This is a genomic window from Sinorhizobium medicae (genome assembly GCF_007827695.1).
In the GTDB taxonomy this organism is placed as follows: domain Bacteria; phylum Pseudomonadota; class Alphaproteobacteria; order Rhizobiales; family Rhizobiaceae; genus Sinorhizobium; species Sinorhizobium medicae.
On the sequence record NZ_VITA01000013.1, the window covers coordinates 67,471 to 92,721 of the forward strand.

Sequence of the window (25,251 nt, forward strand, 5' to 3'; positions counted from 1 at the left end):
ATGAAGGCCCTTTCCATCGCCGCCACGGGAATGAATGCCCAGCAGCTGAACCTCGAAGTCATCGCGAACAACATCGCGAACATCAACACGACCGGCTACAAGCGCGCGCGCGCGGAATTTTCGGACCTGCTCTATCAGACCGAGCGGGCGCAGGGCGTCCCCAACCGCTCCAACCAGGCGATCGTGCCGGAAGGCGCGATCATTGGTCTGGGCGTCCAGACCTCCGCCGTGCGCAACCTCCATATCCAGGGCAGCCTGGTCAATACCGGCAACGACTACGATCTCGCGCTTGTCGGCCGCGGATGGTTTCAGATCGAGACGCCCGACGGCGAAACGGTCTACACCCGTTCGGGCGCCTTCAACACCAATGCAACGGGGCAGCTCGTTACGATCGACGGCTACACCGTCGTCCCCGGCGTGACCGTGCCGCAGGACGCCACCGAGATCGTCTTCACCTCGTCGGGCCAGGTGATGGTGCGCATCGGTAACGACACGGAACTGCAGGAAATCGGCCAGTTGACGGTTGCCAACTTCGTCAACGAGGCGGGTCTCGAGCCGATGGGCGAAAATCTGTTCCGACAGACACCGGCTTCCGGCGATGCGATCGTCGGCACGCCGGCCGATCCGGGCTTCGCGCAGATCAAGCAGAACTATCTGGAGTCCTCGAACGTCGACCCGGTCAAGGAGATTACCGACCTCATCTCGGCCCAGCGCGCCTATGAGATGAACTCCAAGATCATTCAGGCCGCGGACGAGATGGCGGCCACAGTGAGCAAGAACCTGAGGTAACAGGAAGAGGAGGCAAACATGATGTTTCGCCGATCCGCCGGAGGAAAAGCAATCGCAGGCGGTCGCGCGCGGCCAGTCCGTGCCGTCCTGCTTGCCGCGGTTGCGAGTTGCATGCTTCCGCCGGCCTCTGCCCTCGCAGAGAAGCCGACGGCCGTCATCCCGAAGCAGACGATCTATCCCGGCGAGACGCTCGATGCGAGCATGCTGGAGGTGGTCGACGTGACCAACCCGGACCTGCGCGACGGCTATGTGCGCTCTCTCGACGAGGTCGACGGAATGGTGACCAAGCGGACCCTTCTTCCCGGTCGGGTGATCCTCGCCTCGGCGCTGCGCGAGCAATATGCGGTGGAGCGCGGTTCCACGGTTCGAATCGTTTTCAGCAATGGCGGTCTGACGATAACGGCCGCCGGCTCGCCGCTGCAGGACGGCGCCATCGGCGAGTTGATCCGCGTTCGCAATATCGACACCGGCGTGATCGTCTCCGGGACGGTGATGGCGGACAGCACGATCCATGTGGTGGCGAAATGAAAATGCGTGCATGCAAGTGGCTGCTGACCCTCGCCGTGGCCTTCGCCGCGACACTGAGCTCCGCCTACGCGGCTTCGCGCATCAAGGACGTAGCGTCCCTGCAGGCGGGCCGGGACAACCAGCTCATCGGTTACGGTCTGGTGGTCGGTTTGCAGGGAACCGGCGACAGCCTGCGCTCCTCTCCTTTCACGGATCAGTCGATTCGCGCAATGCTGCAGAACCTCGGCATCTCCACGCAGGGCGGGGATTCGCGCACGCGCAACGTCGCGGCGGTGCTCGTCACCGCGACACTGCCGCCGTTCGCGAGCCCCGGCAGCCGCCTCGACGTGACCGTCGGCTCGCTGGGTGATGCGACGTCGCTGCGCGGCGGGACGCTGGTCATGACCTCTCTCTCGGGCGCCGACGGTCAGATCTATGCGGTGGCGCAGGGATCGGTGGTCGTCAGCGGTTTCAACGCACAAGGGGAAGCCGCCCAGCTGAACCAGGGCGTGACCACTGCGGGGCGGGTCCCGAACGGCGCCATCATAGAGCGGGAACTGCCGTCGAAGTTCAAGGACGGCTTCAACCTCGTGCTGCAGCTCCGCAATCCGGATTTTTCGACCGCCGTCGGCATGGCCGCGGCGATCAACAGATATGCTGCCGCCCAGTTCGGGGGCCGAATTGCCGAAGCCTTGGATTCGCAATCTGTCCTGGTTCAGAAACCGAAAATGGCGGATCTCGCGCGCCTGATGGCGGATGTGGAGAACCTGGTGATCGAGACGGACGCACCGGCCCGCGTCGTGATCAACGAACGCACCGGCACGATCGTCATCGGTCAGGACGTCCGCGTCGCTCAGGTGGCCGTGAGCTACGGCACGCTTACCGTCCAGGTCAGCGAAACACCGACGATCGTCCAGCCGGAGCCGTTTTCGCGCGGCCAGACCGCATACGAGCCCAATACCACGATAGAGGCGCAATCCGATGGCGGCACGGTCGCGATCCTCAACGGCTCAAGCCTGCGTTCGCTCGTCGCGGGTCTGAACAGCATCGGCGTCAAACCGGATGGGATCATCGCGATCCTCCAGAGCATCAAATCGGCGGGAGCCCTACAGGCGGAGCTTGTTCTGCAATGACCGGACACTTCGAAGATTTTATCGCCAGGGCGCGCCGCGCGCTCCTGGGCTCGGTCGCCGGCGCATTCCTGCTTTCGATTTCAGGTGCTTTCGCACAGGACGTCACGGCGCCGCCGGCCGACAGCGCGGCGGCCAGCGAAATCGAGAAGTTCTGCACCAACATCGCGGATGCCGCGCGCGACCAGCGCTATGTTCTGCAGCGCAAGGACCTGGAGAAATTGAAGGCGAATGTCGACGAGCGGATCGCGACGCTGGAGACCCGCCGGGCGGAATACGAAGACTGGCTCAAGCGCCGCAACGATTTTCTCAAGCAGGCGGAGCTCGGTCTCGTCGACATCTATAAGTCGATGAAGCCGGATGCCGCCGCGGGCAAGTTGGAGATGGTGCGCCCGGAAATCGCGGCTGCGATCGTCATGCGCCTGCCGCCGCGCCAGTCGTCGCTGATCCTGAGCGAGATGAGCGACGAGAAGGCGGCGATGCTCACCAATATCATTTCGAGCGCGAGCGATCCCGATACCTCCAAGGAGCCATCATGAGAATGCGAATCACGGCCATATTGGCCGCAGGGCTCCTGGCGGGGTGCCAGAACCAGGCCTTCAACGAGATCGGGCGAGCGCCGGCCATGAGCCCGATCGGCAGCGGACTGCAATATACGCAGACGCCTCAGCTCGCCATGTATCCAAAGCAGCCGCGCCACGTCACGAACGGATATTCGCTCTGGAACGACCAGCAGGCGGCCCTCTTCAAGGATGCACGCGCGATCAATATCGGCGACATATTGACCGTGGACATCCGCATCGATGACAAGGCTTCCTTCGAAAACGAGACGGACCGCAGCCGCAAGAACTCGAGCGGCTTCAATCTGGGCGCCAGCGGGGAGTCGCAGACGAGCGATTTTGCCTGGTCGGGCGATCTCGAATACGGCTCCAACACAAAGACGGAAGGCGACGGCAAGACAGAGCGCTCGGAGAAGCTCAGGCTGCTCGTCGCGGCGGTCGTCACCGGGGTCCTCGAAAACGGCAACCTCCTCATCAGCGGCTCGCAGGAAGTGCGCGTCAATCACGAGCTGCGTATCCTCAACGTGGCAGGCATCGTCCGGCCGCGCGACGTGGATGCCGACAACGTCATCTCCTACGACCGCATCGCCGAGGCACGCATCTCCTATGGCGGCCGCGGCCGCCTGACGGAAGTCCAGCAGCCGCCATGGGGACAGCAGCTCGTCGACCTCGTCTCGCCCCTCTGATCGGCCGGAACGCACAATGGAAGAAATCGAGAGCAAAGAAACGAAATCGCCTTCGCGGGTGATGACCATCGCGGCGGTGGCGGCGCTGACGCTCGTCGCCGGCGGTGGCGGCTGGCTCGCAGGCATGCTCCTGGCACCGCCCGCGGCCGAGAAGACGGAAGCCGCGGTCGAGCTTCCGGCGAATGCGACCGGCGAGGAGGAAATAGCCAGGATCGCAACGGTCGCGAACGGCATCGTGCAGCTCGATCCCATTACGACGAACCTTGCCTATCCAGCCGAAAACTGGGTTCGCCTCGAAGTCGCTCTTCAGTTCAACGGCGTTCCCGACGTTGCGTTGGCGGAGACGATACACCAGGACATTGCAGCCTACCTCAAGACCGTGTCGCTGCAGCAGGTTCAAGGGCCGCGCGGCTTCCAATATCTCCGGGATGACATTCAGGAGCGGGTTGACCTGCGCTCCGAGGGCCGCGTAACGAGTGTGATGTTCCGCACCTTCGTCATCCAATGATTCGCTGATGCTCCGGTTCGCCACGTTCATAATCGCCATGATGGCGATGTCGGGAATTGCCGGGGCTCAAGGGTTTCCGGCCGATATCCTGAATACGCCGGTCGATGGCTCCGTCGCCTCATGGATCATCCGCACCTTCGGCCTGCTGACCGTTCTTTCGGTCGCTCCCGGCATCCTGATCATGGTGACGAGCTTCCCACGCTTCGTGATCGCCTTCGCGATCCTGCGCTCAGGCATGGGGCTTGCGACGACCCCCTCCAACATGATCATGGTGTCGCTCGCTTTGTTCATGACCTTCTACGTCATGGCGCCCACCTTCGACCGCGCCTGGCGCGACGGCATCGATCCGCTTCTGAAAAACGAGATCTCCGAAACGGAGGCAATGCAGCGGATGTCCGAACCTTTCCGCGAATTCATGCTGGCCAACACCCGCGACAAGGACCTGCAGCTGTTCATCGACATTGCCCAGGAAAAGGGCCAGACCGTCGTCGTGGACGAGAAGGTGGACCTGCGCGCCGTCGTTCCGGCCTTCATGATCTCGGAAATCCGTCGCGGCTTCGAGATCGGCTTCCTGATCATGCTGCCCTTCCTTGTGATCGACCTGATCGTCGCGACGATCACCATGGCTATGGGCATGATGATGCTTCCCCCGACGGCGATTTCGCTGCCCTTCAAAATCCTGTTTTTCGTGCTGATCGACGGCTGGAACCTGCTCGTCGGCAGCCTCGTGCGGTCCTTCATCTGAGGCTGCGGAGGCACATTTCCCGTCCTCGCAGGACTTCGTTAAGCATAGGATTTTACAGGAGATTAACCACATCTTCGCCGGGGCCGCACGCGCCTTCTCCGGTTAAACACTTGGCAATGAATGACTGCGAATTTCGTCCTCACACGACGGGTTTGGTATCCATCACGAGTTGAGCGGAGCCGAGTGGCATGATGCCGGACCGCCGTGACCGGTAGCGTTCTTTCAGTCCGGTATGTCCCCCCAATCAGTATTTCGTAGGGACAAACGAGTATGACCAGCATTCTCACCAACAATTCCGCAATGGCTGCGCTTTCGACGCTGCGCTCGATCTCTTCCAGCATGGAAGACACCCAGAGCCGCATCTCGTCGGGCCTCCGCGTCGGTTCGGCCTCCGACAACGCCGCCTACTGGTCGATCGCGACCACCATGCGTTCCGACAATCAGGCGCTCTCCGCCGTTCAGGACGCCCTTGGCCTCGGCGCCGCCAAGGTTGATACCGCCTATTCCGGTATGGAATCGGCCATCGAAGTCGTTAAGGAAATCAAGGCCAAGCTCGTCGCCGCCACCGAAGACGGTGTCGACAAGGCGAAGATCCAGGAAGAAATCACCCAGCTGAAAGACCAGCTCACGAGCATTGCCGAGGCGGCTTCGTTCTCCGGCGAAAACTGGCTTCAGGCGGACCTCAGCGGCGGCGCCGTCACCAAGAGCGTCGTGGGGTCGTTCGTCCGTGACGCAAGCGGTTCCGTATCTGTCAAGAAGGTCGACTACAGCCTCAACGCCAACTCGGTTCTCTTCGATACTGTCGGCGACACCGGCATCCTGGACAAGGTCTACGACGTCTCGCAGGCAAGCGTTACGCTGACGGTCAACACCAACGGCGTCGAATCGCAGCATACTGTTGCTGCCTATTCGCTGGAGTCTCTCACCGAAGCCGGTGCGGAGTTCCAGGGCAACTACGCTCTTCAGGGCGGTAACAGCTACGTCAAGGTCGAGAACGTCTGGGTTCGCGCCGAGACCGCTACAGCCGGTGCCACCGGTCAGGAAATCGCCGCCACCACAACGGCAGCCGGTACCATCACTGCCGACAGCTGGGTCGTCGACGTTGACAACGCACCTGCCGTCAGCGTTTCGGCCGGTCAGTCCGTTGCCGGGATCAACATCGTCGGAATGGGGGCAGCCGCCCTCGATGCGCTGATCAGCGGTGTCGACGCTGCACTGACCGACATGACCAGCGCTGCCGCCTCGCTCGGCTCCATCTCCTCGCGCATCGACCTGCAGAGCGAATTCGTCAACAAGCTCTCGGACTCGATCGACTCGGGCGTTGGCCGTCTCGTCGATGCGGACATGAACGAGGAATCGACCCGCCTCAAGGCTCTGCAGACCCAGCAGCAGCTCGCCATTCAGGCCCTGTCGATCGCCAACTCGGACTCGCAGAACGTCCTGTCGCTCTTCCGCTAAGAAGACATGCAATAGCGGGATGCAGGCGATTGCCTGCCTTCCGATACTTCGAACCGCGCCCCGGAAACCGGGCGCGGTTTTTGTTTCTTCCATCAGAGACCGGCGCTTCACTTTTTTTTAAACATGATGTGGCACGCGCGCACGCGCAAAGGTTGAGAAAATTGCGGAATAGCTCTCAGCTACTTAGTGCTTCATTAACCAAACCCGGATTATCTAGATCCATCGAAAGAACGGGCTAGCCCATAGATATCAGCTGGTTAGCAAGCATGACGTTGACCGTCTTTCGCCGGTGGAACCGGAATGTCCCTTCTCATCAGCCATCAAGGGGCACTAAACCATGACGAGCATTCTCACCAACATTGCGGCTATGGCCGCTCTCCAGACTCTGCGCACGATCGGCTCCAACATGGAAGAGACGCAGGCGCATGTCTCCTCCGGTCTGCGCGTCGGCCAAGCCGCCGACAACGCCGCCTATTGGTCGATCGCAACGACCATGCGCTCCGACAATATGGCGCTTTCCGCCGTTCAGGACGCCCTCGGCCTCGGCGCCGCCAAGGTTGATACTGCCTATTCCGGTATGGAATCGGCCATCGAAGTCGTTAAGGAAATCAAGAAGAAACTCGTTGCCGCTACTGAAGACGGTGTTGACAAGGCCAAGATTCAGGAAGAAATCGATCAGCTCAAGGATCAGCTCACGAGCATTTCCGAGGCGGCGTCGTTCTCCGGTGAAAACTGGCTTCAGGCGGACCTCAGCGGCGGCGCAGTCATCAAGAGCGTCGTCGGATCGTTCGTCCGGGATGCGAGCGGTGCCGTGTCGGTCAAGAAGGTCGACTACAGCCTCAACACCAACTCGGTTCTCTTCGATACTGTCGGCGACACCGGCATCCTGGACAAGGTCTACGACGTCTCGCAGGCAAGCGTTACGCTGACGATCAACACCAACGGTGTCGCGTCGCAGCATACGGTCGCTGCCTATTCGCTGGAGTCTCTCACCGAAGCTGGTGCGGAGTTCCAGGGCAACTACGCCCTCCAGGGCGGTAACAGCTACGTCAAGGTCGAGAACGTCTGGGTTCGCGCCGAGACCGCTGCAGCCGGCGCCACCGGCCAGGAGCTTGCCGCCACCACAACGGCAGCCGGCACCATTACCGCGGACAGCTGGGTCGTCGACGTTGACAACGCACCTGCCGTCAGCGTTTCGGCCGGTCAGTCCGTTGCCGGGATCAACATCGTCGGAATGGGTGCAGCCGCACTCGATGCGCTGATCAGCGGTGTCGATGCTGCTCTGACCGACATGACGAGCGCAGCAGCCGACCTCGGCTCGATCGCCATGCGCATCGACCTGCAGAGCGACTTCGTCAACAAGCTCTCGGACTCGATCGACTCGGGCGTTGGCCGTCTCGTCGATGCGGACATGAACGAGGAATCGACCCGCCTGAAGGCTCTTCAGACCCAGCAGCAGCTTGCTATCCAGTCGCTGTCGATCGCGAACTCGGCCTCGGAAAGCGTCCTCACGCTCTTCCGCTAATCAGACGCGGAAAGGCGGTCGCGAACTGAACGACCGCCATCCTGACCGACCTTAACAAGGGCCACGCTCATCGAGCGTGGCCCTTGTTGTTGTTGTCGGCAAATAGCCGTTTAATCTTTGTTAACCATAGCCGCGCTAATTGGACTCAACGCAACGAACGGTTAACCAAGACGAAGAAGCGGTTAACGGCATGAGGCCTCGCGTTCGCTTCCCCGTGACAGACGGGATGTCCCTTTCCAACTAGCCATTCAAAGGGGCCCTTAATGACCAGCATTCTCACCAATGTCGCAGCGATGGCTGCACTCCAGACCCTGCGCGGCATCGACTCCAATATGGAGGAAACGCAGGCTCGGGTGTCCTCGGGCCTTCGCGTCGGAACAGCTTCGGACAACGCTGCCTACTGGTCGATCGCCACTACGATGCGTTCGGACAATATGGCGCTTTCCGCCGTTCAGGACGCGCTGGGCCTGGGCGCCGCAAAGGTCGACACAGCCTATGCCGGTGTGGAGAATGCGGTCGAGGTCGTGAAGGAAATTCGTGCCAAACTCGTCGCTGCGACCGAAGACGGTGTCGACAAGGCCAAGATTCAGGAAGAGATCGAACAGCTCAAGCAACAGCTGACGAGCATTGCAACGGCCGCTTCCTTCAGCGGCGAAAACTGGCTCCAGGCTGACATCACCACGCCTGTTACGAAGAGCGTAGTGGGTTCCTTTGTCCGCGACTCCTCAGGCGTCGTGTCCGTAAAGACGATCGACTATGTCCTCGACGGCAACTCAGTCCTCTTCGATACGGTGGGCAATACCGGCATTCTGGACAAGGTCTATGACGTGTCAGAGTCCAGCGTCACGCTTTCGATCAACACGGGCGGCGTTGTTTCCGAGCATACGGTCGCAGCCTATACCGTTGACGACCTCATCGCCGGCGGCGCGGTATTCCAGAACAATTATGCGCTTGCGGGCGGCGTCAGCTATGTTCAGGTCGAAGGCGCTTGGGTCAGAGCAGTGGCTTCCTCTACGGTTCCCGGACAGGAGGTTGCTGCGGTGACGACGGCCGCAGCTCCCATCACCGCCGATTCCTGGATCGTAGACACGACTGCTGGGCCGGCAGCAAGTGTACCTGCACCCGCATCGGTCGAGAATATCGACATCACCGACGCTACCCAGGCCGCAAACCTCGATGCCCTGATCAGGGGGGTCGACGAAGCGCTCGAGGATCTGATCAGCGCCACATCGGCTCTCGGATCGATCTCCATGCGCATCGGCATGCAGGAAGAGTTCGTATCGAAGCTCACCGACTCGATCGACTCGGGCATCGGCCGCCTCGTAGACGCCGACATGAACGAGGAATCGACCAGGCTCAAGGCGCTGCAGACGCAGCAGCAGCTCGCCATCCAGTCGCTGTCGATCGCCAACACCAATTCGGAAAACATCCTCCAGCTCTTCCGTCAGTAAGCGGCGCCCCGGCTAGGGGGCGACTTCGTCCCGCCCTGAAGGAGAAAACTCCGCGGTCTCGCAAGGGGCCGCGGATTTTCGTGCTGGCGCGGGGCTTGCGCCGGACTTGCCGAATTAACGAATTCTTCACCTCCGTTACCGATCCGTTTACGCCGTTAACCTTTTCTTAACCATCTTTGTTAAAGGTCCAGTAAGAACGGCGGCTGTCACCCAGGGCAAAAAGGTGTCAGCGTGCATGATGCCCCACCGTCGTTGCCGGCATTCCGGAATGGTACGATTCTCCCAGCCAGGTGACCACCAATGACCAGCATCATGACCAACCCCGCCGCCATGGCGGCGTTGCAGACGTTGCGCGCGATCAATCACAATCTGGAGACCACGCAGGGCCGCATCTCGTCCGGTTATCGGGTGGAGACGGCGGCCGACAACGCCGCCTACTGGTCGATCGCAACGACGATGCGATCGGACAATGCCGCGCTGTCGACGGTCCACGACGCCTTGGGCCTCGGCGCTGCCAAAGTCGACACGTTCTACTCGGCCATGGATACGGTCATCGACGTGATGACGGAGATCAAGGCGAAGCTCGTCGCGGCAAGTGAGCCGGGCGTGGACAAGGACAAGATCAACAAGGAAGTTGCCGAACTCAAGAGCCAGCTGAAGTCGGCCGCGCAATCTGCCTCCTTTTCCGGCGAAAACTGGCTTTATAACGGCGCCGCGGCAGCACTTGGCACCAAATCGATCGTTGCCTCCTTCAACCGTAGCGCCGACGGCAGCGTTGCGGTCTCGACGCTCAATTATGACACCGCCAAATCCGTCCTGATCGACGTTGCCGACCCCGCGCGCGGCATGCTCACCAAGGCCGTCGATGCGGATGCCCTCCAGTCAACTCCGGCGGGCACGGCGCGCAATTATTATCTCATCGATGCCGGCGCCGCCCCGGCAGGCGCGACCGAGATAGAGATCGACAGCGCAACGACCGGTGCTCAGCTCGGCGACATGATCAGCGTCGTCGACGAGCTCATCAGCCAGCTGACCGACTCCGCCGCCACGCTGGGGGCGATCACCAGCCGCATCGAAATGCAGGAAAGCTTCGTCGCCAATCTTATGGACGTGATCGACAAGGGCGTAGGCCGCCTCGTCGATGCCGACATGAACGAGGAATCGACGCGGCTGAAGGCTCTGCAGACGCAGCAGCAGCTCGGCATTCAATCGCTGTCGATCGCAAACACCACCTCGGAAAACATTCTCCGCCTGTTCCAGGAGTAAGGTCATCGCTTTCCGCCGTGCCGCCGGTCATCGGCATCGGGTGGAAAAAGGTTGGACCGCGCTGTTGCCCTGGCGCGGTCCAACACCTTCGCACAAGTTTGACCGGATAACCTTCCTTCGCAGTCATGTTGGAGATTGCCGGCCGGAGACCATTCCGGCTGCCGCTTGCATCGCCTTCGCCTTGGCGGGCCGCTGCACAAACGAGAATGCTGGTCCGTCGCTGCTTCCGGCGGCGGCCGAGGGAGACGGTGAAAACGTGTCGGCTTCTTTAGGTTTCCGGGCCGTGAGGCCGCTCTTGCAGTTGCGGCAGGCTCTCGCCCGGCTGAGGTGGGGGGCGTGCCGATGAGCGCATCGATTTCCCGTTATCTCAAAGACTTCAGTCCACCGAAGATCGAGTTCAAGCGGATACCGCAGGGATATTTCCCGGACCTCGATGCAGAGCATCTGGAAGAGAGAACCGGTGCGAGGCCGGCCGTGCCCGAGGTTGATATCGACGCGGAGCGCCGCGAGGCATATGCGCAGGGCCGGGCCGAAGCCCGCGCCGAGATCTCCCTGGAGCATCAGAAAGAAATCGCCGATCTGAAAGCGCGTCATTCAGAAGAGATGGTGGCCCTGACACGGCGCCTGGAGGAACAGGCTGCCGGAAAGATCGCAGCCGGCTTCGGTGAAATGGCGGATCGGCTGGCGCTCTTGCTCGGCGACCAGACGGCGCGCGTCCTCGCTCCGGTGATGGACGACGCGCTCGCAAAACGCGCCGTCGACAATCTCGCCGGCATGGTCCGACACGGCCTTTCTGCCGGTGAAGGGATCACGGTCACGGTGCGGGGCCCGCTTGCGCTCTTCGAAACGTTGAAAGCCCTGCTGCCCGAGACGACGGCATTTCATTATGTCGAAAGCGGAGATGTCGACCTGACCGTCGAAGTAGGCGAGGCGATACTGGTGACGCGAATGGCCGCGTGGTCCGATACTGTTCGCAAGGTTCTGGCATGAGCGACGAAAGCCATCACAACGGCAAGAATGAAATCATCATCGTCCGGCGTTCCGCAGGTAGCCACGAAGGCCATCACGGCGGCGGATGGAAGATCGCATATGCCGATTTCATGACGGCAATGATGGCCTTCTTCCTGGTTATGTGGCTGATCAACGCCGCGAATGAGGAGACCAAGGCGGCGATCGCCGCCTATTTCAATCCGGTGCAGCTGACCGATCAAAAGCCGGCGGAAAAAGGGTTGAAGGATCCGGCCAAGGATGCGCAGGGCGAAAAGACGCAGCAACGCTCCAAGGTCGACGGCGACCAGACGAAGTCGGGCGGCTCGGCAAAGTCCGGCGATCAGCTGACGGCGACTTCGGGCGAAGAGACCAAATATTCTGACGCCGACTTCTTCGAAAATCCCTATTCGGTCCTGTCGGAGATCGCCCGCGAAGTAGGCCACGAAGCGAATATCAGCGTCAAGGGCGACGGCGGTGCCGCCGAGTCGGGTCCTTCGACGGGCGCCGCCGGGGGCGAAGCCTATCGTGACCCCTTCGACCCGGACTTCTGGACCAAGCAGGTGGAAGTGAAGGACGCCGGCAACACGGTCGAGAGCGACGTGGCGATTGCGGCGAATGCGGCCGCCGAAGAGAAGTTCGTGCCCGAAGAAACATCCGCAAAAGCTTTACAGAACCAGGCGAATGCTGAGGACCGCACCGAGAACGAAGCGGCGGCCGAAGACCGGCAGCAGGAGGCGGAAGCCTTGAAAGCCGAGATCGAAAGGGAGCTCGGCGGCGAGGCCGGGCGGCTTCTCGAAGGCCTGGTGGTGGCGCCGGCCGAGGGCGGCCTGCTGGTGACGATCAGCGAGCAGACGGACGCGCCGATGTTCGCAGTCGGATCCGCCGTTCCGCAAAAGGAGCTGGTGCTTGCGATGGAGAAAATCGGCAGGCTGCTCGCGCAGCGCCCTGGCGCCGTAGCCGTCCGCGGCCATACCGACGGACGGCCGTTCAAGGACGGAACCTATGACAATTGGCGCCTTTCCGCAGCACGCGCCCAGAGTGCCTATTACATGCTGGTCCGCGGCGGCTTGAAGGAAGAGCGCGTGAAACAGATCAGCGGCTTTGCCGACCGGCGGCTCCAGGTGCCGAACGATCCTTACGCGCCCGCCAACCGCAGGATTGAAATCCTGCTGCAATCGGGCCAGGGCTGAAGAATGCTGAAGCGGCTCGGCACCATATTTGCGGCATCGGTCCTCGCCGTTCCCCTTGCGCTTGGCCCTGCCCGCGCCAGCGGGACGGAAGAGCTCGCGCCTTTCAAGATGATAAGGTCTCTGCAATATGTGCAGGATTCGGTGGTGCTCGGTGACCACTCCGCGATCGAGATGCAGCGCTTCATGCTCGGCGCGATCGACGAACGGCTGAGAGCCGCCGATCCTTCCGCCTTTCGCGATCCGCGCAATGTCGACGCAGCTCTCGTCTATGTCATGAGTGGCGGTAATCCGGCGACCCTCGACCTTCTCGCCGACCGCGACATCGAGGGCAATTTCGATTCACGGGTGACCGACGCACTCAGGCAGTATCTGAACGGCAAGGGTCCTCTGATCGTCGAGAATCTCACCAAGGCCGCTCCGGAATACAAGAACTCGCGTATCGGCCCGTATCTGTTCCTGATCCTCGGCAACGCCATGTCGCAGCAGGATCCGATCGAGGCGATGAAACATTACGATTGGGCACGCCTGACGGCACCGGGCACCATAATCGAGGAGGCTGCCCTTCGCCGTTCGGTTTCGCTGGCGGCGCAGGCGGGCCTTCCGGAGAAGGGCTTTCGCTATGCGCTGAACTACGCGCGCCGCTACCTGACATCACCCTATGCGAGCCAGTTTGCCGATGTCTTCGTCGAGCTGGCGGTCGCCCATTTCGACGAGTCGGCCGATGGGCGGGTCTCGGAGATACTCTCCTTCATGGACAGCGCCCGCCAGCGCGAGGTTTATCTGCGGGTGGCGCGCCGCGCGGCGATTGCCGGAAATCAGGCCCTGGCGCGTGTTGCTTCCAAGCGAGCTGAAGAGCTCGTGGGGGACGACGGCTCGCGCTCTCAGATGCTCGCGAGCTTCTACGAGGGGCTTGCCGCAGTCCCTTCGGCTGACGTCTTCTCCGCTGCCGAAGCGCTTGCCGCGATCCCGGACGACAAGCTGTCGCCGCGCGATCGCGCCTTGCGCGAAGCGGCCAGGGCGGTTGCCGATGCGGTGGTCCGCCCGCCAGCGATAGAAAGCCTGGCGCAAGCGCCCTTCCCTATAGCGGAAAGGCGGCCTGGGCAGGAAGACGGAGTGGCTGCGGAGGAAGACGGGAGTGGCATGAGTCCCTTCGGCCAGCCTGTCGAGGAGTCGCCCAGCAGGCCATCCGAGATGACGGCCGAAGCCGATGCCGCCTCAGGCGATCCGGCGATCGACGGCTTTCTTGCCAGCGGTCGTTCTAAAATCGAGGAGATCGATGCGCTGCTGAAGGGGGAAGGACAATGAGACCTCTTGACGAGAGTTTGCGTGCGCCCGTCGCCAGCAGGCCGGCGCTTTCCCCGGGAAGTCGCGATCAGGCGGAGCCATCGCCCGGTGCCTTTGGCGAGGCGATCGCCGACGCGGGCCGTCGGAGGGCGCAGGGCCAGGGCGATTCGCAATCCCATGGCCTGCAACAGATCATAACTGCGAAAGACGGCCGGCCATCGGTTCAATCGACGGTGGACGGATTTGGCGAGAACGATCCGGCGCCTCTGACGAATATCGCATCGCCGGACGGTGGTCTCGCGCCCCGACGCGCGAACACCACGCGGGACGTGGCGGTAAAACCGTTGCCGCAAGACCCTCTCGCGGACACGCCGCGCCAGTCGTCGGAAGGGGAGGACGTCGCCGTGCCGGCGCATCGGGCGGCGGGTCGCGGACGCGATGCGGTGCGGACTTCGGCCGATGCCTCGGACGAAGCGTCGGGAGTGGCCGCAACGGCGGGTGGCAAAACCGGAGAGCCTGCCGGCGAAACCGTCTCCGATCTCCTGTCGATGCTCGCAGGTGCACCACCCGTTGCGGCTGCCGGTCCCCATCCGGAGGGTAAGACAAGGCCCGCCTCGGCCGCTCGCGATGGCGTGGACAGTCCGACGAGGACGGCCGATGGGCGGTCGCTCGAAACTGCCGACGGTGAGCATATGACGAACGGAGAGGTGACCGGCGAAAGCGAGCCGGACCGGCTTTTCCGCTTCGCCCGCGCCGACGGCAGGGGACAGGCCGTTTCGATGAGTGTTTCGCCAGATGGCGAGCGGGCGACCGTGGAGAACGGGCGATCGTCAGTCGGCTCAAGGGCGGAAGCTGTGACGGTTCTGGAGGCGCGCCGCTATCTCGGGCTTGCCGTGAACGAGAACGCCAGTTCCGTGACCAGCGCGATCGCCGGCGATAGCGGCTGGGCCGAGGCGCTGCAGTCCGGCTCTGCGATGCCGAAACCCGAAGCCTGGAGCCAGGCGGGCAAGACGCTCAACACGCTGAAGATCCAGATGCACCCGGTCGATCTCGGCATGGTGACGGCGACGCTGAGGCTGAAGGACGACGAGCTGCAGGTCGATCTGAAGGTGGAAACGGGCGAGGCCTTCCGCCAGTTGCGCGACGACCAGAGCGAAATGGTGAAAACCCTGCGGGCGCAAGGATTTACGGTCGATCAGGTGAACATCGTTTTCAATGGAGGCGGAGATAACACAAGCAATGGCGGCGGACAGTCGCAGGCTCAGGCACAGTTTGGTCAGGAGGGGCGTGAGCGGGCAGGGGAAGAAGGAAGCCAGGGGCGCCAGCCACGCGACGGCGGTCGGGCGGCGGCGGAAAGGTGGGCGGGCAATGATGGAACGGACGATGTGCCTGATGCTGCCGGGCGTTCTCGTGCTGGCCACGTCTACATGTAGCGCCTTTGCGAGTGCGGGGGTCTGTGAGCGCGAGATCGCGTCCGCCGCCGCCAAATACGGCGTTCCGACAGGGATACTCTATTCCGTCGGATTGACCGAGACGGGGCGCAAAGGGTCCCTGCAGCCCTATGCGATGAACATCGAAGGCAAGGCCTTTTTCGGAGCCAGTGCCGAGGATGTTCTCACGCGTTTCGGGGTCGCGCGCGCCGAGGGCGCCAAGCTCATTGATCTCGGCTGCATGCAGATCAATTATCACTTCCACGGCGAGCATTTCAGCTCCCCGGCGGAGATGCTCGATCCGCGCAAGAACGTCGAATATGCGGCACGTTTTCTGTCCGACCTCCACGCCAGGCACGAGACCTGGACGATGGCCGTCGCCCGCTATCATGCCGGACCGAATAACGATCCGGCGCAGAAGAAATATGTCTGCCGCGTCATCGCAAACCTCGTCGCAACCGGCTATGGCAAGTGGACGCCGAACGCGCAGAGCTTTTGTCAATAATCAATCCCAGATTGCAGAACAGAGGGCAAAGCCGCATTGTGGCGACAATGCGGACAGAATGTGATCGCAAGCGATTTCATCGCGCGGCGTTAACTTTTCAACATCATGTTTGTGCCATGGTTAACAGCTACATACTAGATATAGACCAAATCGGCAGGCAAATCTTAATCAACTATTAAAATCACCCATTAATTTCCTCTAGTTGTTCCTGAATCGCGGGATTCGTACCTCTGTACCAACGAGGTACCCATACTGATTCGGAGGCTGACGAATGATCGTGGTGGTTGATGAAAGAGCGCTTGTAAAGGACGGCTATGCGTCCCTATTCGGCCGCGAGGGCATTCCCTCGTCGGGCTTCGATCCCAAGGAGTTCGGCGAATGGGTCAGCACCGCTGCCGATTCCGACATAGATGCTGTAGAAGCTTTCCTGATAGGGCAAGGCGATAGCGCTTTGAGCCTTCCGCGCGCGATCCGCGACCGCTCCCGGGCGCCGGTTATAGCCATGAGCGACACGCCGTCGCTGGAGAACACGCTAGCCCTCTTCGACTGCGGCGTCGATGACGTGGTCCGCAAGCCGGTGCATCCGCGGGAAATCCTCGCCCGCGTCGCGGCGATCCGCCGGCGTTTGACGGCCATCGCCAATTTCACGGACATCGGGCCGATCCGCGTTTTCGCCGACGGGCGTGATCCGGAGATCAACGGCGAAGTCTTCGCGCTTCCCCGCCGCGAGCGGCGCATTCTCGAATATCTCGTCGCCAATCGCGGCCGCCGTGTTTCCAAGGCGCAGATTTTCAACGCGATCTACGGGATCTTCGACGAGGATGTCGAAGAGAATGTCGTCGAAAGCCACATCAGCAAGCTGCGCAAGAAACTGCGCAAAAAGCTCGGCTTCGACCCGATCGATTCCAAACGTTTCCTTGGCTACTGCATCGACTGGAACTGAGCCCGCGCCGGACAGGCAGGGCGGACCAAGACAGGTTCACGCAAGGCCCGGCTTCTAGTGTCGCCGCAACAAGGAAATGAGGATCCGATATGAGTCTCTACGGTACCATGAGAACGGGCGTGTCCGGCATGAACGCCCAGTCGAACCGGCTCAGCACAGTCGCCGAGAACATCGCCAACGCCAATACCACCGGCTACAAGCGGGCGTCGACGGAATTCTCATCGATGATCCTGCCGTCGGGCAACGGCGCTTACAATTCCGGCGGCGTACAGACGGAGGTGCGCTACAGTATTTCCCAGCAGGGCGCGACGACCTTCACCACCTCGGCGAGCGACCTCGCCATCGACGGCGGCGGCTTCTTCATCGTCGAAGGCGCAAACGGCCAGGAATATCTGACCCGCGCCGGCTCCTTCGTTCCGGACAGTGAGGGCAATCTGGTCAACGCCGCCGGCTTCACGCTGATGGGCTACGAATACGAGGCTGGCGTCGATCCGACCGTGGTCGTCAACGGTTTCGACGGGCTGACGAGGGTCAATCTCGCTTCCAAAGGCCTCATCGCAGCGGGGTCGACCACCGGCTCCATGGGCGCGAACCTGCCTTCGGGCGCAGCGGTCGGCGACATTTCTACAACTTCGCTCGTCGTCTATGACAGCCAGGGCAATACCCGCATCCTGGACTTCAACTACGAAAAGACCGCTGCGAACGCCTGGTCGGTCGAAGTCGTCGACCGGACCTCGTCGACGGTTCTCGGTACGCAAACGTTGAATTTCAACGCGGATGGTTCCCTCACAGCGACGCCAGCCACCTTGACGACGTCCGCGATGGCAAGCCTTCCCGGTACGGGTGCAAACCTTTCGGCGCTGACCATCGACCTGACGAAGACGACCCAGCTTGGCTACGCCTTCAACGCCGACGGCGGCTCGATCGACGGCAATGCGCCAAGCAAGGTTGCCGGCTACCAGATCGACTCCGACGGTATCGTCTATGTCAAATACGAGAACGGCAAACTCGATCCGCGCTATCGCATCGCTCTCGCCAACGTCCAGAGCCCGGACAAGCTGAAGCCTGAATCGGGCAACGTCTATTCGCAGGGCGTCGATTCCGGTGTCATCATCACCGGTTTCGCCGGATCGGGCGATTTTGGTGAAATCCTCTCCGGCGCTCTCGAAAGCTCCAATGTCGACATTGCCGAGGAACTGACGGCGATGATCGAGTCGCAGCGCAACTACACGGCAAACTCCAAGGTCTTCCAGACCGGCTCGGAGCTGCTCGAAGTGCTCGTGAATCTGAAGCGCTAATCTCCAGGAAAACGGTCCCGGCATGTCGTTGTCTTCTGCAATTGCCATCGCGCAATCCGCGTTCAGCACCACGGCGCAACAAACCGCCACGGTCTCGAAGAACATTGCCAATTCGGGCAATGCGGATTACTCGCGCCGCATGGCCATGCTCGGGACCACCCCTGGCGGCGCCCAGATCGTATCGATCTATCGGGCGCAGAATGAAGCGCTTCTCAAGCAGAACCTGATCAGCATTTCGCAGTCCTCCGCGCAGAGCAGTCTCCTGTCCGGACTGGAGATCATGAAATCCGCCCTCGGCGGGAATGATTACGAGTCGGCGCCATCCACCTATCTTTCGGCCTTCCGCAACAGTCTGCAGACCTTCGCGTCGACGCCCGGCAATGCGACGATCGCGGCCACGGTCGTGTCGGATGCCTCGGATCTTGCCAATTCCATCAGCAGAACCTCGGCCGCTGTTCAGGACCTTCGTCTCGACACGGACAAGAAAATCGCTGAGGATGTCGCCAATCTGAACCGCCTTCTCGCGCAGTTCGAAACGGCGAACAATGCCGTCAGACAGGCGACGGCAGCGGGGACGGACGCGACCGCAGCACTCGACGACCGCGACAGGATCCTCAAGCAGGTATCGGAGCTCGTCGGCATCTCGACCGTCACACGGGCGAACAACGACACCGTCATCTATACCGCAGGCGGCACCGTTCTGTTCGAGACTCTCCCGAGAGAGGTCACCTTTGCGCCGAAGAGCGCTTACGATGCCACCGTCACCGGCAACGGCATATTCATCGACGGGGTGCCGCTCGCGGCCGGCAACGGCGCCGACACCAATGCTCAAGGGAAGCTCGCCGGTCTGCTTCAGCTGCGCGACGATATCGCTCCGACCTTCCAAACGCAGCTCGACGAGATGGCCAGGGGCCTGGTCAGCCTGTTCCAGGAAGGCGGCCTGCCCGGGCTCTTCACGTGGTCCGGCGGCAACGTGCCCGCTGCGGGCGCCGTGGAAGCAGGGATCGCCGCGTACCTTTCGGTCAATCCTGCGGCGAAATCCAATCCCTTCCTCCTGCGCGATGGCGGTTTCAACGGCATCGTTTCGAACCCGGGCAACAATGCCGGCTTTACGGACCTGCTCGACAGCTTCGTCGCAGCCATGGACGGCGACATGGCATTCGACTCTGCGGCCGGGCTCGATGGCACGAGCTCGATCATGGAGTTCGCGGCTTCGTCCGTCGGCTGGTTCGAGCAGATACGCAGCGGCGCCTCCACCGCCGACGACAACAAGGCGGCGCTCCTGGCGCGAACGCAGGAGGCACTCGGCAGCGTGACCGGCGTGAGCATCGACGAGGAACTTTCGCTGCTTCTCGATCTGGAGCAGTCCTACAAGGCCTCGGCCAAGTTGATCAGCACAGTCGACGCCATGATGGCGTCGCTTCTGGAAGCCGTGAGGTAATCATGAAGACATCCTTCGTTTCTAACCTGGCCGTGCAGAACGCCATGCGCCTGACCATTCAGCAGGGGCAGGCGGAACTGCTGAAGCTCCAGACGGAGGTGACGACCGGCCGTCATGCTGATGTAGGGCTGGCGCTCGGTTCCTCGACGGCGCGTTCCGTCAGCCTGCAGCGCGAGCTGGCGCGGCTCGGCACCCTCGTTGATACCAATTCCGTCGTTACCCAGCGGCTTGCGGCGTCGCAATCGGCCCTCGCCGCGATGGCCGAAGCGGCCCAGCAGGTGCGCAACACCCTTGTCACCTTCAAGGGTAACGATGCAGCCGATCAGCTCGCCATCCAGAACACTGAAATACAGAGCGCCATATCGGCCTTCTCGTCGGCGGCGAACCTGTCATTCAACGGAGAATTTCTCTTCGCCGGCATCAACACCGACGTAAGGCCGTTTAACGATTACAGTGCTGCCGGCTCGACGGCGAAGACGACCTTCGACAACGCGCTGGCCACCTACATGTCGGCGAACGGCATCGCCTCCATGAGCGACTTCACCAAGGCGCAGATGGAGGACTTCATCACCAACACGCTCGAGCCGCTCTATGCCAGCGACGCGCAATGGGCCGCCGATTGGTCAGATGCCTCGAGCCAGAACATGACGAGCCGCATCAGCACGACGGAGGTGGTTCAAAGCTCCGCCAATGCCACGACGGAAGGCTTCCGGAAATTCGCTCTCGCCAGCGTGATCGCGCTGGAACTGATGGACGAAAACGTAAGCTCCGAGGTTCGGGCCTATATCGGGGAGGCGGCGCTCGGCTATGTCGAACAGGCCAACACGCAGATCACCGCGGAGCGCAGCACCCTGGGTATTTCGGAGGCGCGCGTGAAGAAGGCGAACACCTCCCTCCAGGCCCAGATCAAGCTGATCAAAACACACATCACCGACCTCGAAGGCGTCGACACCTACGAGGCCTCGACGCGGATGAACACACTGCTGACGCAGGTAGAGACCTCCTACACTCTGACGTCGCGGATCCAGCGGTTGAGTTTGATAGACTTCCTCTGATGACTAGAGGATACGGACAAGCATGAGGGACGTCTGAATGTATCAGTTTGCATACGCCGAGATCATGGAGGAAGGCGTAGCCGTTTCCAAGGATCGGGAGAAGCAGGTTCTCGATCGTTCCATCGCGCTCTTGCAGGCGGCGAAGGAAAAGAACGGATACACCCGAGAGGCGATCGAAGCGGTTTATTTCACCCGGCGCCTCTGGATACGGTTCATCGAAGATTTGCGTGCGCCGGACAATCAGCTCAACGAAGAGCTGCGCGCCAACCTCATCTCGATCGGGATCTGGATTCTGAACGAGACGGAAAAAATCCGCAAACGCGAATCTTCCAACTTCCAAGGCATAATAGACATCACCACCATCATCAGGGATGGACTGAAATGAAGAGCACACTGCGTATTTCGCTGAAATCGGGCGAGAGGATCTTCGTAAACGGCGCAGTGCTTCGCGTCGACCGCAAGGTTGCGATCGAATTCCTGAACGACGTGACGTTCCTGCTGGAGAACCACGTTTTGCAGCCCGAAGATGCGACGACACCGCTCAGGCAGCTCTACTTCATCGCCCAGATGATCCTGATCAATCCGGAAGGCGCGGACCAGTCGACCTCGATGTTCCGCAAGTCGATCGTCATGCTGGTCAACTGCTTCAGGAACGATGAGGTGCTTGCCGAGCTGAAGCGCATCGACGGGCTGGTCACGCAGGGACGCGCCTTCGAGGCGCTGAAAGCGATTCGGGCGCTTTACCCGATCGAGGACCAGATCCTCAACGCGCAGGAGATGACGCCTGCGACGGTGGAACAGATACGCAAGGAGATCGCGCCATGGCGGTAAGCGGCGTCAACAACACGTCCAACAGCTACACGCCCATTGTTTCAGGCACGGAATCGGCCGGCGATGCGAGTGCGGCGACGCTCAACTACGAGAGCTTCCTCAAGCTGCTCGTGGCGCAGATGAAGAACCAGGATCCCACCCAGCCGATGGACGCAACGCAGCAGATCGCGCAGCTTGCGACCTTCTCCCAGGTGGAGCAGACGATCAAGACCAACAAGAACCTGGAGAGCCTGCTGCAGCGCACGTCGCTCAGCGAGGCGGATGCGGTGATCGGCAGGACTGTCACCAGCGCTGACGGCAAGACCACTGGTGTCGTCAAGGAGGTGAAACTATACTCCGACGGAATCATCGCAGTGCTCGATACGGGCAAGGAGCTCGTCATCGGTCCGGGCGTTAAAGTGAAGTGAGTTCCCATGAATGAGGCAGATGCCCTCGACATCGTACAGGCGGCGATCTGGACCGTGATCGTGGCCTCGGGGCCTGCCGTTCTCGCCGCAATGGTGGTCGGCGTTGGCATCGCCTTCATCCAGGCCCTGACCCAGGTCCAGGAGATGACGCTGACTTTCGTGCCGAAGATTCTTGCCGTGATGATCACGGCCGCCATTTCCGCACCCTTCGTCGGCGCGCAGATTTCCATCTTCACGGATATCGTTTTCTCGCGGATACAGAGCGGGTTCTAGCTTAAGCTCGGATGGCGTGGCAGCACGCGCTTTCTCCCCCGGATACCACCTTCGCGCAAGCTTGGTGCTCTAGGTCTTCTGCCATAACCTTGGGCAGATCATATGACCGCTGCCCGCCTCTCATGAAGAGACGGAAGAGACATGGCACAACAGGCTACGCTGATCATCCCGAAACTTGCACCCAAGGGCCGGGACATCGGCTTTGCGCTTGGGATCGTGATGATCCTGTCGATTCTGTTCCTGCCGATCCCTCCTTTCCTGATCGACCTCGGGCTTGCCTTCTCCATTTCATTCTCGGTGCTGATCCTGATGGTCGCGCTGTGGATACAGCGGCCGCTCGATTTCTCGTCCTTTCCGACGATCCTGCTGATCTCGACCATGACCCGCCTGGCGCTGAACATCGCCACCACGCGTGTCATCCTTTCCCATGGTCATGAGGGCCATGGTGCCGCCGGCGGAGTCATCTCCGGCTTCGCAAGCCTGGTCATGTCCGGCGATTTCGTCATCGGCCTTATCGTTTTCCTGATCCTGATCACCGTGAACTTCATCGTCATCACGAAAGGTGCCACGCGCATCGCCGAAGTTGGCGCGCGCTTCACCCTTGATGCTATCCCCGGCAAGCAGATGTCCATCGATGCCGATCTCTCGGCCGGTCTGATCGACGAAAAGGAAGCCCAGCGCCGCCGCCGCGAACTGGAGGAGGAAAGCTCCTTTTTCGGCGCCATGGACGGCGCGTCGAAATTTGTGCGGGGCGATGCAATCGCCGGCCTGATCATCACCGCGATCAACGTCTTCGGCGGGATCATCATCGGCTATCTCCGTCACGACATGGAGATCGGCGAGGCGGCCGACGTCTTCGTCAAGCTTTCCGTCGGCGACGGTCTCGTCTCCCAGATCCCGGCGCTGATCGTATCGCTCGCCGCCGGCCTGCTCGTCTCGCGCGGGGGCACCGCCGGCTCCACCGATCAGGCGGTCATGGGCCAGCTCAGCAACTATCCCCGCGCCCTGATGGTCGCCTCCGGTCTTATCGTCTTGCTCTCCGTCATGCCGGGCCTGCCTTTCCTTCCCTTCGCGGCACTTGGCGGCGGCATGGCATTCCTCAGCTGGTTCATTCCGCGGCAAGTAGAGGCCCAGAAGGCGGCAAAGCGGGATGAGGAGGCAGCAAAGGCGCAGCAGAGCAAGGAAAGTGACAAGGATTCCGTCAAATCGGTGCTGAAGACGGCGGAGATCGAGCTCTTGCTTGGCAAGCAGGTCTCCACGAGGCTGCTGGGCGCCCACCAGGAACTCGCTTTCCGTGTTGGCAAAATGCGCCGGAAATTCGCGCTTCAGTACGGTCTCGTCGTTCCGGAGATCAAGGTTTCCGATGACATCACAATACCCGACAAGGCTTACCATGTCCGGATTCACGGAACCACGATCGCCTCCAACACCGTCCGCGTGGGCGAAGTGCTCGTGGTAACCGGGGGCGGGCGGCGGCCGAGCGTGCCCGGCGACGACATCCGGGAACCGGCTTTCGGTATGCCCGCGGTATCGATTCTCGAGACGTTCACGGAAGACCTCAAGCGCGAGGGCTTCCACCCGATCGACAATGTGTCGGTGGTGCTGACGCATCTGAGCGAAGTGATCCGCAACAACCTGCCGCAGCTTCTCTCCTACAAGGACGTAAAGGTCCTGATCGAACGGCTGGACCCGGAATACCGCAAGCTTGCGGACGAGATCTGTACCTCACACATGTCCTACTCCGGCCTGCAGGCGGTGTTGAAGCTGCTGCTCGCCGAGCGCGTCTCGATCCGCAACCTGCATCTGATCCTCGAAGCCGTGGCGGAGCTGGCCCCGCATGTGCGCAAGACAGAGCAGATCGTCGAACATGTACGCGTGCGCATGTCGCAGCAGCTCTGCGGAGATCTCGCCGACAACGGCGTGCTGCGCGTGCTGCGGCTGGGCAATAAGTGGGACATGGTCTTCCACCAGGCGCTGAAGCGTGACGCCAAGGGCGAGATCGTCGAGTTCGATATCGATCCGCGCCATCTCGAGGAATTCAGCGAGCAGGCGACGAAGGTTATCCGTGAACATCTCGACCGGGGCATGCCGTTCGTGCTGGTAAGTTCGCCCGAATCCCGCTCTTATGTGCGCATGATCATCGAACGCCTCTTCGCCACATTGCCCGTGCTCTCGCATGTCGAACTCGCCAAGGGGCTCGAGATCAAGATCATCGGCTCGATTTCATGATCACCGATCCCGAGGGTACGGTGCTGGCGCTGTTTGCGGCCTTCTGCCGGATCGGCGGCTGCATCATGATCATGCCCGGCTTCTCGACCGCACGCGTCCCGATGCAGATCAGGCTGTTCGTGGCAGTGGCGATCTCCATGGCCATCCTGCCGGTCATGTGGACGGACATCTATCCGCAGGTGACGGGCAAAGGTCACGATTATCTCTACCTGGTCGCGACCGAGACCGCGGTCGGCGCCGTGATAGGGCTCGTCGCGCGATATTATGTGCTTGGCCTGCAGTTTGCCGGAACCGCGATGACGATGATGATGGGGTTCAGCCCGCCGCCGACGGCGGATGTGCTGGAGGATACCGCGGAGAACCAGCTCACCAGCCTGATCAGTTTCGCCGGATTGATGATTCTCTTCATGCTGGATTTCCATCACGTGATCTTCGAGGCCATCGCACAGTCCTATAGAGTGATGCCTATAGGCGCGGGTTTCGACCCGCAGGGAATGCTGATCACGCTGACCAACTCGCTCGAACAGACCTTCATGATCATGCTCAGGCTCGCCAGCCCCTTGGTGATTTACGGCCTTCTGTTCAACGTCGCGATCGGCATGGTGAACAAGCTGGCGCCGCAGATCCCGGTCTACTTCATATCGCAGCCCTATCTTATCATGGGCGGCCTGTTCCTCCTCTATCTCGGCATCGCGGCGATGCTGCGCCTCTTTGCGGACGGTTTCGCTCCCGTCATGCAGGGTGGCTAGC

At 61.4% G+C, this 25,251-nt stretch carries 26 protein-coding genes; all 26 read left to right on the forward strand.

Annotation, left to right across the window (positions count from 1 at the left end; translation table 11 throughout):
- The 26 genes from flgG to fliR all read left to right on the forward strand — a co-directional run bounded on the left by flgG (position 1) and on the right by fliR (position 25,250).
- Positions 1–789, forward strand: a complete 789-nt coding sequence (gene flgG, locus FB009_RS21225) for a flagellar basal-body rod protein FlgG (protein ID WP_011974468.1) — start codon at positions 1–3, stop codon at positions 787–789.
- An 18-nt stretch (positions 790–807) separates the two neighbouring features.
- Positions 808–1,317 carry a flagellar basal body P-ring formation chaperone FlgA gene (gene flgA / locus FB009_RS21230; RefSeq protein ID WP_011974469.1) on the forward strand — a complete coding sequence of 170 codons (510 nt, stop codon included), beginning with the start codon at positions 808–810 and terminating at the stop codon, positions 1,315–1,317.
- A complete protein-coding gene (locus tag FB009_RS21235; RefSeq protein WP_011974470.1) occupies positions 1,314–2,429 on the forward strand; it encodes a flagellar basal body P-ring protein FlgI in 1,116 nt (371 codons plus the stop codon). The genes flgA and FB009_RS21235 overlap by 4 nt, the downstream gene beginning before the upstream one ends.
- Entirely contained in the window at positions 2,426–2,965 is a 540-nt protein-coding gene (locus FB009_RS21240; protein WP_011974471.1) for a MotE family protein, read from the forward strand. The genes FB009_RS21235 and FB009_RS21240 overlap by 4 nt, the downstream gene beginning before the upstream one ends.
- On the forward strand, positions 2,962–3,672 hold the full coding sequence (gene flgH, locus FB009_RS21245; RefSeq protein WP_011974472.1) for a flagellar basal body L-ring protein FlgH: 711 nt from the start codon (positions 2,962–2,964) through the stop codon (positions 3,670–3,672). The genes FB009_RS21240 and flgH overlap by 4 nt, the downstream gene beginning before the upstream one ends.
- Before the next feature lie 16 nt (positions 3,673–3,688).
- Positions 3,689–4,180 carry a flagellar basal body-associated FliL family protein gene (locus FB009_RS21250; protein ID WP_011974473.1) on the forward strand — a complete coding sequence of 164 codons (492 nt, stop codon included), beginning with the start codon at positions 3,689–3,691 and terminating at the stop codon, positions 4,178–4,180.
- Between the two features lie 7 nt (positions 4,181–4,187).
- Positions 4,188–4,925 carry a flagellar type III secretion system pore protein FliP gene (gene fliP, locus FB009_RS21255; protein ID WP_011974474.1) on the forward strand — a complete coding sequence of 246 codons (738 nt, stop codon included), beginning with the start codon at positions 4,188–4,190 and terminating at the stop codon, positions 4,923–4,925.
- Positions 4,926–5,195: 270 nt separating this feature from the next.
- On the forward strand, positions 5,196–6,383 hold the full coding sequence (locus FB009_RS21260; protein WP_011974475.1) for a flagellin N-terminal helical domain-containing protein: 1,188 nt from the start codon (positions 5,196–5,198) through the stop codon (positions 6,381–6,383).
- Positions 6,384–6,720: 337 nt separating this feature from the next.
- Positions 6,721–7,908 (forward strand): flagellin N-terminal helical domain-containing protein, encoded by a 1,188-nt coding sequence (locus tag FB009_RS21265; protein WP_011974476.1) that lies wholly within the window; start codon positions 6,721–6,723, stop codon positions 7,906–7,908.
- 263 nt (positions 7,909–8,171) lie between these two features.
- Positions 8,172–9,359 (forward strand): flagellin, encoded by a 1,188-nt coding sequence (locus tag FB009_RS21270; RefSeq protein WP_011974477.1) that lies wholly within the window; start codon positions 8,172–8,174, stop codon positions 9,357–9,359.
- A 300-nt stretch (positions 9,360–9,659) separates the two neighbouring features.
- Entirely contained in the window at positions 9,660–10,625 is a 966-nt protein-coding gene (locus FB009_RS21275; RefSeq protein WP_011974478.1) for a flagellin N-terminal helical domain-containing protein, read from the forward strand.
- 342 nt (positions 10,626–10,967) lie between these two features.
- Entirely contained in the window at positions 10,968–11,615 is a 648-nt protein-coding gene (locus tag FB009_RS21285) for a hypothetical protein (RefSeq protein WP_011974480.1), read from the forward strand.
- Positions 11,612–12,805, forward strand: coding sequence for a flagellar motor protein MotB (locus FB009_RS21290; protein ID WP_011974481.1), 1,194 nt, complete (start codon positions 11,612–11,614; stop codon positions 12,803–12,805). The genes FB009_RS21285 and FB009_RS21290 overlap by 4 nt, the downstream gene beginning before the upstream one ends.
- A 3-nt stretch (positions 12,806–12,808) precedes the next feature.
- On the forward strand, positions 12,809–14,110 hold the full coding sequence (gene motC / locus FB009_RS21295; RefSeq protein ID WP_011974482.1) for a chemotaxis protein MotC: 1,302 nt from the start codon (positions 12,809–12,811) through the stop codon (positions 14,108–14,110).
- Positions 14,107–15,522, forward strand: a complete 1,416-nt coding sequence (fliK, locus tag FB009_RS21300; RefSeq protein WP_011974483.1) for a flagellar hook-length control protein FliK — start codon at positions 14,107–14,109, stop codon at positions 15,520–15,522. The genes motC and fliK overlap by 4 nt, the downstream gene beginning before the upstream one ends.
- A complete protein-coding gene (locus FB009_RS21305) occupies positions 15,461–16,024 on the forward strand; it encodes a transglycosylase SLT domain-containing protein (protein WP_373365143.1) in 564 nt (187 codons plus the stop codon). The genes fliK and FB009_RS21305 overlap by 62 nt, the downstream gene beginning before the upstream one ends.
- Positions 16,025–16,295: 271 nt before the next feature.
- On the forward strand, positions 16,296–16,967 hold the full coding sequence (gene rem / locus FB009_RS21310; protein ID WP_011974485.1) for a transcriptional activator Rem: 672 nt from the start codon (positions 16,296–16,298) through the stop codon (positions 16,965–16,967).
- A gap of 89 nt (positions 16,968–17,056) precedes the next feature.
- On the forward strand, positions 17,057–18,265 hold the full coding sequence (locus FB009_RS21315) for a flagellar hook protein FlgE (protein WP_011974486.1): 1,209 nt from the start codon (positions 17,057–17,059) through the stop codon (positions 18,263–18,265).
- A 22-nt stretch (positions 18,266–18,287) separates the two neighbouring features.
- Positions 18,288–19,706 (forward strand): flagellar hook-associated protein FlgK, encoded by a 1,419-nt coding sequence (gene flgK / locus FB009_RS21320; protein ID WP_011974487.1) that lies wholly within the window; start codon positions 18,288–18,290, stop codon positions 19,704–19,706.
- A 2-nt stretch (positions 19,707–19,708) separates the two neighbouring features.
- Positions 19,709–20,761: a flagellar hook-associated family protein gene (locus tag FB009_RS21325; RefSeq protein WP_011974488.1), complete on the forward strand. Its 1,053-nt coding sequence runs from the start codon at positions 19,709–19,711 to the stop codon at positions 20,759–20,761.
- Between the two features lie 37 nt (positions 20,762–20,798).
- Positions 20,799–21,146: a flagellar biosynthesis regulator FlaF gene (gene flaF, locus FB009_RS21330; RefSeq protein ID WP_011974489.1), complete on the forward strand. Its 348-nt coding sequence runs from the start codon at positions 20,799–20,801 to the stop codon at positions 21,144–21,146.
- Positions 21,143–21,592, forward strand: a complete 450-nt coding sequence (gene flbT / locus FB009_RS21335; RefSeq protein ID WP_011974490.1) for a flagellar biosynthesis repressor FlbT — start codon at positions 21,143–21,145, stop codon at positions 21,590–21,592. The genes flaF and flbT overlap by 4 nt, the downstream gene beginning before the upstream one ends.
- Positions 21,583–21,999, forward strand: coding sequence for a flagellar hook assembly protein FlgD (flgD, locus tag FB009_RS21340; RefSeq protein WP_011974491.1), 417 nt, complete (start codon positions 21,583–21,585; stop codon positions 21,997–21,999). Before flbT ends, flgD begins: the two co-directional genes overlap by 10 nt.
- A 6-nt stretch (positions 22,000–22,005) precedes the next feature.
- A complete protein-coding gene (locus tag FB009_RS21345) occupies positions 22,006–22,272 on the forward strand; it encodes a flagellar biosynthetic protein FliQ (protein WP_003529857.1) in 267 nt (88 codons plus the stop codon).
- 141 nt (positions 22,273–22,413) lie between these two features.
- Positions 22,414–24,501, forward strand: coding sequence for a flagellar biosynthesis protein FlhA (gene flhA, locus FB009_RS21350; protein WP_011974492.1), 2,088 nt, complete (start codon positions 22,414–22,416; stop codon positions 24,499–24,501).
- Positions 24,498–25,250: a flagellar biosynthetic protein FliR gene (gene fliR, locus FB009_RS21355; protein WP_011974493.1), complete on the forward strand. Its 753-nt coding sequence runs from the start codon at positions 24,498–24,500 to the stop codon at positions 25,248–25,250. The genes flhA and fliR overlap by 4 nt, the downstream gene beginning before the upstream one ends.
- Position 25,251: the final 1 nt, after the last annotated feature.